The organism is Streptomyces sp. KLMMK (genome assembly GCF_036961605.1).
GTDB classification, from domain to species: domain Bacteria; phylum Actinomycetota; class Actinomycetes; order Streptomycetales; family Streptomycetaceae; genus Streptomyces; species Streptomyces telluris.
This window is the reverse complement of record NZ_JBAMDC010000323.1, coordinates 1-7,494: the sequence shown is the minus strand read 5'-3', so window position 1 is coordinate 7,494 and position 7,494 is coordinate 1. Positions and strand designations below refer to the sequence as shown.

General features: G+C 72.1%; 7 protein-coding genes. 6 read left to right on the top strand and 1 reads right to left on the bottom strand.

Features of this window, described 5'->3' with window-relative positions:
• The 3 genes from V7793_RS29715 to V7793_RS29705 all read left to right on the top strand — a co-directional run.
• A partial coding sequence (locus V7793_RS29715; RefSeq protein ID WP_336012214.1) for an acetyl-CoA carboxylase biotin carboxyl carrier protein subunit occupies nucleotides 1–379 on the top strand: 379 nt, incomplete at its 5' end.
• Nucleotides 376–1,314 (top strand): hydroxymethylglutaryl-CoA lyase, encoded by a 939-nt coding sequence (locus V7793_RS29710; RefSeq protein WP_336012212.1) that lies wholly within the window; start codon nucleotides 376–378, stop codon nucleotides 1,312–1,314. The genes V7793_RS29715 and V7793_RS29710, both read left to right, overlap by 4 nt.
• 9 nt (nucleotides 1,315–1,323) lie before the next feature.
• Nucleotides 1,324–2,484, top strand: a complete 1,161-nt coding sequence (locus tag V7793_RS29705; protein WP_336012219.1) for an acyl-CoA dehydrogenase family protein — start codon at nucleotides 1,324–1,326, stop codon at nucleotides 2,482–2,484.
• Nucleotides 2,485–2,540: 56 nt separating this feature from the next.
• Here the strand turns inward: V7793_RS29705 and V7793_RS29700 are convergent, their stop codons facing one another.
• Nucleotides 2,541–4,190 carry a family 20 glycosylhydrolase gene (locus tag V7793_RS29700; RefSeq protein ID WP_336012216.1) on the bottom strand — a complete coding sequence of 550 codons (1,650 nt, stop codon included), beginning with the start codon at nucleotides 4,188–4,190 and terminating at the stop codon, nucleotides 2,541–2,543.
• A gap of 160 nt (nucleotides 4,191–4,350) precedes the next feature.
• On the opposite strand from V7793_RS29700, the gene V7793_RS29695 reads away from it, so the two are divergent.
• From V7793_RS29695 to glmS, 3 genes are all read left to right on the top strand, one after another.
• Complete coding sequence (locus tag V7793_RS29695) at nucleotides 4,351–5,265, top strand: DUF4429 domain-containing protein (protein ID WP_336012211.1); 915 nt, start codon at nucleotides 4,351–4,353, stop codon at nucleotides 5,263–5,265.
• A gap of 86 nt (nucleotides 5,266–5,351) precedes the next feature.
• Nucleotides 5,352–5,627, top strand: coding sequence for a hypothetical protein (locus tag V7793_RS29690; RefSeq protein ID WP_058044351.1), 276 nt, complete (start codon nucleotides 5,352–5,354; stop codon nucleotides 5,625–5,627).
• A 77-nt stretch (nucleotides 5,628–5,704) separates the two neighbouring features.
• Nucleotides 5,705–7,494: glutamine--fructose-6-phosphate transaminase (isomerizing) (gene glmS, locus V7793_RS29685; protein ID WP_336012207.1), on the top strand; the 1,790-nt coding region annotated here is incomplete at its 3' end.

Here is a 7,494-nt window from a genome sequence, read left to right as displayed (position 1 = left end):
CCTCCACTACGACGGTGTCACCCGGCACTTCACCGCCGCCCCCGGCCCGGACGGCACCTGGCTCGGCTGTGACGGCGACGCCTGGCACCTCCGCGACCACGACCCCGTCGGGGAGGCGGGCGGCGGCGCGGGGTCCGGCGGCGTGGACACCCTCACCGCCCCCATGCCCGGCACCGTCACCGTCGTCAAGGCGAGCGTGGGCGAGTTCGTCAGCGCCGGGCAGAGCCTGCTCGTGGTGGAGGCCATGAAGATGGAGCACGTCATCTCCGCCCCGCACGACGGCACCGTCACCGAGCTCGACGTGACGGCCGGCGCCACGGTCGCCATGGACCAGGTCCTCGCGGTCGTCACGCCCGCGGCCCCCGCGGAGGAATCATGATCAGCGGACTGCCGATGGCCGTGCCGGAGCCCGGCCTCCCCTCCCGCGTCCGGATCCACGAGGTGGGCCCGCGCGACGGCCTGCAGAACGAGAAGACGGTCGTCCCGGTCGAGGTGAAGGCGGAGTTCATCCGCCGCCTCGCCGCGGCGGGCCTCGGCACCGTGGAGGCCACCAGCTTCGTACACCCCAAGTGGGTGCCGCAGCTCGCGGACGCCGAGCGGCTGATGCCCCTGCTGGACGGCGTGGACGCCCGCCTGCCCGTCCTCGTGCCCAACGCCCGCGGCCTGGAGCGCGCCCTCGGCCTCGGGGCCCGCGAGGTCGCCGTCTTCGGCAGCGCCACGGAGTCCTTCGCCAAGGCGAACCTCAACCGCACGGTCGACGAGTCGCTGGAGATGTTCGCGCCGGTCGTGGCCCGGGCCCGCGAGGCGGGCCTGGGGGTCCGCGGCTATCTGTCCATGTGCTTCGGCGACCCCTGGGAGGGCGCCGTCCCGCTGGATCAGGTCGTCCGGGTCGCCCGCCGCCTGCTGGACCTCGGCTGCGACGAGCTGAGCCTGGGCGACACGATCGGCGTGGCCACGCCCGGCCACGTCACCGCCCTGCTGACCGCTCTGAACGGGGCGGGCGTGGAGACCGGCCGGCTGGCCGTGCACTTCCACGACACCTACGGCCAGGCCCTGGCCAACACGCTGGCCGCCCTGCGGCACGGCGTCACCACCGTCGACGCCTCCGCCGGCGGCCTCGGCGGCTGCCCGTACGCGAAGAGCGCCACGGGCAACCTCGCCACCGAAGACCTTCTCTGGATGCTCGCCGGCCTCGGTGTCGACACCGGGGTCGATCTCGGCCTGCTCACCGCCACCAGCGTGTGGATGGCCGAGCAGCTGGGGCGGCCCAGCCCCTCCCGTACCGTCCGCGCCCTCTCCCAACAGGAGTCCTGAGCCATGCCGCTGGACCACCGCCTCACCCCCGAGCACGAGGAACTCCGCCGCACCGTGGAGGAGTTCGCGCACGACGTGGTCGCCCCCAAGATCGGCGACTTCTACGAGCGCCACGAGTTCCCGTACGAGATCGTGCGGGAGATGGGCCGCATGGGCCTCTTCGGGCTGCCGTTCCCCGAGGAGTACGGCGGCATGGGCGGCGACTACCTGGCCCTCGGCCTGGCCCTGGAGGAGCTGGCCCGGGTCGACTCCTCGGTGGCCATCACCCTGGAGGCCGGCGTCTCGCTGGGCGCCATGCCGGTCTACCGCTTCGGCACCGAGGAGCAGAAGCGCACCTGGCTGCCGAAGATGTGCTCCGGGGAGATCCTGGGCGCCTTCGGCCTGACGGAGCCTGAGTGCGGCTCGGACGCGGGCGGCACGCGCACGACGGCCCGGCTGGACGAGGCCACGGACGAGTGGGTGATCAACGGCACCAAGTGCTTCATCACCAACTCCGGCACGGACATCACGGGCCTGGTCACGGTCACCGCCGTCACCGGCCGCACACCGGAGGGCAAGCCGCTGATCTCCTCGATCATCGTGCCCTCGGGCACGCCCGGCTTCACCGTCGCCGCCCCGTACTCCAAGGTCGGCTGGAACGCCTCGGACACCCGCGAGCTGTCCTTCTCCGACGTCCGCGTCCCGAAGGCCAACCTCGTGGGCGAGGAGGGCCGCGGCTACGCCCAGTTCCTGCGGATACTGGACGAGGGCCGTATCGCGATCTCGGCGCTGGCCACGGGCCTGGCGCAGGGCTGTCTGGACGAGTCGGTGAAGTACGCCAAGGAGCGGCAGGCGTTCGGCCGCCCGATCGGCGCGAACCAGGCCATCCAGTTCAAGCTGGCCGACATGGAGATGCGGGCGCACACGGCGCGCCTCGCCTGGCGCGACGCCGCGTCCCGGCTGGTGCACGGCGAGCCGTTCAAGAAGGAAGCGGCGCTCGCCAAGCTGTACTCCTCGGAGATCGCGGTCACGAACGCCCGCGAGGCCACGCAGATCCACGGCGGCTACGGCTTCATGAACGAGTACCCCGTCGCCCGCATGTGGCGCGACTCCAAGATCCTGGAGATCGGCGAGGGCACGAGCGAGGTCCAGCGCATGCTGATCGCCCGCGAGCTCGGCTTCGCGGGCTAGCCTCCGCCCCTCGCGGGGACCTGACCCCGGCCCGGGCTCAGGTCCCCGTCACCCGCTCACCCCACGGCGGGCCACGCCACCTGCGGCGAGCGGTAGTAGGCGATGCCCAGGGCGTCCCAGCGCGGCCCCTGCGCCGCCAGCCGCAGCCGGTAGGACGCCCAGTCATGGGTGGCCGGCGGGGACCAGCCGAGTTCGGCCACGGCCGTCAGGCGGGGGAAGGCCATGTACTCCAGCTGCGCGCTCGTGGTGATCGTCTCCGTCCACAGCGGCGCCTCGACGCCGGCGACGGACGCGGCGGGCACGCCCTCCAGATAGCCGCCGGGGTCCCAGTCGTAGGCCTGCCGCACCTCGACCAGGCCCGCCCACTGCAGGCCCAGCGGCGTGTCCTTGGTGTACTTCATGTCCAGGTAGGCCCGGTCCGCGGGCGAGAGGATCAGGCCCGCGCCCGCCCGTACCGCAGAGGCGACCTGAGCCCGTTCGGCGGCCCCGGTCCGGCCGTAACCCCAGTACTGCAGGAGCGCGCCCGGCGCCGGACGCGCCCCGGCCAGCTGGTGCCAGCCGATGACCGTCTTGCCGTGCCGGGCGACGACAGGCTGCACCCGCTCCATGAAGGCCGCGTAGTCGGCGTGGCTGGTGGAGTGCGCCTCGTCGCCGCCGATGTGCAGGTAGGGGCCGGGCGTCAGCGCCGCCAGCTCCCCGATGACGTCCTCCACGAAGTCGTACGTGTCCTGCTTCGCCACGCACAGCGAGCTGAAGCCGACTTCGGTGCCCGTATAGAGGGGACGGGCGACGCCGTCGCAGTTGAGCCGGGCGTACGAGGCGAGCGCCGCGTTGGTGTGGCCCGGCATGTCGATCTCGGGGACCACGGTGAGGTAGCGGCTCGCGGCGTGGCGGACGATCTCGCGGTAGTCGTCGCGGCTGTAGAAGCCACCGGGGCCGCCGCCCACCTGCGTACTGCCGCCGTGCTCGGCCAGCCGCGGCCAGGAGCGGACGGCGATGCGCCAGCCCTGGTCGTCGGAGAGGTGCAGGTGCAGCCGGTTGATCTTGTAGAGGGCGAGCTGATCGATGTACCGCTTCACCTGGTCCACGGTGAAGAAGTGCCGGGCCACGTCGAGCATCGCGCCGCGGTGGGCGTAGCGCGGCGCGTCGGTGACGACGCCGCCCGCCACGGTCCAGGGCCCGGGCTGCCGCCCGGTGCGCTCGGCGCGGGCGGGGAGCAGCTGACGCAGCGTCTGGACGCCGTGGAAGAGCCCGGCGCCCTCCCGCGCGGAGATCGTCACCGCTCGGGGGGTGACGGTCAAGCGGTAGCCCTCGCCGCCCCCGTCTCCTCCCCCTGCCCCTCCGCCTCCGCCTTCCCCTTCCCCGGCGTTCCCGTCGAGCACCAGCCGGATGCCGGGCCCGTCCGTCCCGCCGGGCAGGACCGGCAGCCGGTAGCCCGTCGAGGGGCGCAGGAGCCCCGCCAGGTAGCCGCCGATCCGGGCGGCCTCCGGGTTGCCGGACGGCACCCGCACGACGGTGCGGGCGGTGATCTCGTACGGCTCGCCGCCGGGCCGGACGGAGGCGGGGGCGGGCACGATGCTGCGGTCGAGCGGGGCGGGGGCGGGCTCAGCGGACCGGGCCGGGACGGCGGTGCCGGCGGCGGAGAGGAGCAGCAGGGCGAGGCCGGTCGTCGCCAGACGCCTCGCGTTCCTGCACCGGGGGCTCATGCGTCTCAAGAGGAAATCCCTTCGGCGTACCGCTCACGGGAATTCACGTGTACGAACGACCACTTGGGTAGCGCCGGCCCCGGCCGGCGTCAAGGCCGGGGCCGGGGTCCGCGTCACGATCCACGCCTTTCCGAGCGTACGCGCCTGAGAGAATTCGCCCATGGCTGAGATCCTCCAGAAGGACGGTACGTGGACCTTCGACGGCGACACGATACGGATCGTTCCGGGCCGCGAGCGGAGTGTGCACCTGCTGCGCCAGACCCTCGGTGAGCTGGTCGTTCCGCTGCGGGCGGTGGCGGGGATCTCCTACGAGCCGGGGCGTCGGCACGGCCGTCTGCGGCTGCGGCTGCGCGACGGGGCGGACCCCCTGCTGCAGGCCGCGCGGGGCCGGCTGCCGGACGCCGCCGATCCGTACCGGCTGACGGTGGAGTCCGACCGCGCGGGCGTCGCGGAGTACTTCGTGGACGAGGTGCGCAACGCCCTCCTGCTGGAGCAGGTCCCGGACGGCCCGGCCGAGCGCTACCTCCTGCCGGGCCCGACGCTGCCGCTGTCGGTGGGCACCGGGGACGGCACGGTCACCTTCGACGGCGAGCGGATCCACCTGGAGTGGAACTGGATGACCGAGGAGGGCAAGAAGTCCGCCGGTCCGCAGACGCTCGCCCTGGCGGACGTCCGCTCGGTGGAATGGCTGCCTTCCGCCGGCCTGAAGAACGGCCACCTCCGTTTCGTGGTCCTCAAGGAGCCGACCAAGGCCCCGCCCAAGCACGACCCCCATGCGATCGAGCTGCTCGGCTTCAAGAAGGACCTGCTGATGGCGATGGTCGCGGCCGCCGTCCTCGCCCGGATCCCGCACCCGGCGGGAGCCGGGGCGCCGACCGCCCCGCCCTCGCTCGCCAAGGCCCCTGCCGCGCCCGCCGCACCCGTGGCCGCACCCGCCGGACCGGCCCCCGCCGCCGCCTCCGATCACGACGCCCTGCTGCGGCGCCTGCGGGAGCTGGGCGAACTGCACCAGGCCGGGATCTTGACGGAGGAGGAATTCACCGCGGCAAAACAGTCCGTACTGAAGCGTTTCTAGTCGATTCAGGCACCCGATCCACCCACCCTTGCCCGATATCGGGCAGGATTCTTGCGAATGTCGCCGACACCCCTCAGTATCGACGGGTGCTCGAACGCCGTATGAATCATGACGACCTGGTGGATCACCTGGTGCGCAGCACGCCGCTTCAGCGCGGCGAGGCCGCCCGGGTGGTCCTGGACGTCCTGGCGTACTTCGACGAGACGACCGAGGCCTTCGTCCGCCGCCGTCACCGCGAGCTGCAGTCCGGCGGACTACGCAACGCGGAGATCTTCGAGCGGATCTCGGCCGAGCTGCCGCACCGGGCGGTGGCTCCGCCGGAGCTCTCGCTGCGGCAGCTGCGCCGCATCGTCTACGGCTGAGGCAGCAGGGGCGGCGCCGCTACCGCCGCCCCCACTGCCGGGCACCACTGATCGTTTCTCTGGGAGGGTCACCACTTATGTGCGGAATCGTCGGATATATCGGTAAGCGCGATGTTGCACCGCTGCTGCTGGAGGGTCTGCAGCGGCTGGAGTACCGCGGCTACGACTCCGCCGGCATCGCCCTGCACGGCAAGACCGGTGGCCTGAAGTCCGCCAAGGCCAAGGGCCGCGTCCGCGAGCTGGAGTCCCGCCTGCCCAAGCGCTTCGCGGGCACCACCGGCATCGCGCACACCCGCTGGGCCACCCACGGCGCGCCCAACGACGTCAACGCCCACCCGCACCTGGATGCGGAGGAGAAGGTCGCCGTCGTCCACAACGGCATCATCGACAACGCCTCCGACCTGCGCGCCCGGCTGACGGCCGAGGGCTTCGTCTTCGTCTCCGACACCGACACCGAGGTCCTCGCCCACCTCATCGCCCGCTCCGAGGCCGGCACGCTGGAGGAGAAGGTCCGCGAGGCGGTCAAGCACATCGAGGGCACGTACGGCATCGCCGTCCTGCACGCCGACTTCCCGGACCGCATCGTCGTCGCCCGCAACGGCTCCCCCGTGGTCCTGGGCATAGGCGAGAAGGAGATGTTCGTCTCCTCCGACGTCGCCGCCCTGGTCAGCCACACCCGCCAGGTCGTCACCCTCGACGACGGCGAGATGGCCACCCTGCGCGCCGACGACTACCGCACGTACACCACCGAGGGCTCCTCCACCTCGGCCCAGCCGACCACCGTGGAGTGGGAGGCCGAGTCGTACGACATGGGCGGCCACGACACGTACATGCACAAGGAGATCCACGAGCAGGCCGAGGCGGTCGACCGCGCCCTGCGCGGCCGGATCGACGACCGCTTCTCCACCGTGCACCTGGGCGGCCTGAACCTCGACGCCCGCGACGCCCGCGCCGTGCGCCGGGTGAAGATCCTCGGCTGCGGCACCTCGTACCACGCCGGCCAGATCGGCGCCCAGATGATCGAGGAGCTGGCCCGCATCCCCGCCGATGCCGAGCCCGCCTCCGAGTTCCGCTACCGCAACCCGGTCGTGGACCCCGACACCCTCTACATCGCGGTGTCCCAGTCCGGTGAGACCTACGACGTCCTGGCGGCCGTCCAGGAGCTCAAGCGCAAGGGCGCCCGCGTCCTGGGCCTGGTGAACGTGGTCGGCTCCGCGATCGCCCGCGAGACCGACGGCGGCATCTACGTGCACGCCGGCCCCGAGGTCTGCGTCGTCTCCACCAAGTGCTTCACCAACATGGTGGTCTCCTTCGGCCTGCTCGCCCTGCACCTGGGCCGCACCCGCGACCTGTCCGTCGCCGACGGCAAGCGGATCATCGAGGGCCTGCGCAAGCTCCCCGGCCAGATCGAGGAGATCCTGGCGAACGAGGCGCAGATCGAGCAGCTGGCCAAGGAGTACGCCGAGGCCAAGTCGATGATGTTCATCGGCCGCGTCCGGGGCTACCCGGTGGCCCGCGAGGCCTCGCTGAAGCTCAAGGAGGTCTCGTACATCCACGCCGAGGCCTACCCGGCCTCCGAGCTCAAGCACGGCCCGCTGGCGCTCATCGAGCCGGCGATGCCGACGGTCGCGATCGTCCCGAACGACGAGCTGCTGGAGAAGAACCGCGCCGCGCTCGAGGAGATCAAGGCCCGCAGCGGCCGCATCCTCGCCGTCGCGCACCAGGAGCAGGAGAAGGCCGACCACACGATCGTGGTGCCGAAGAACGAGGACGAGCTGGACGCCATCCTCATGGGCATCCCGCTGCAGCTCTTCGCGTACTACACGGCGAAGGCCATGGGCCGCGACATCGACAAGCCGCGCAACCT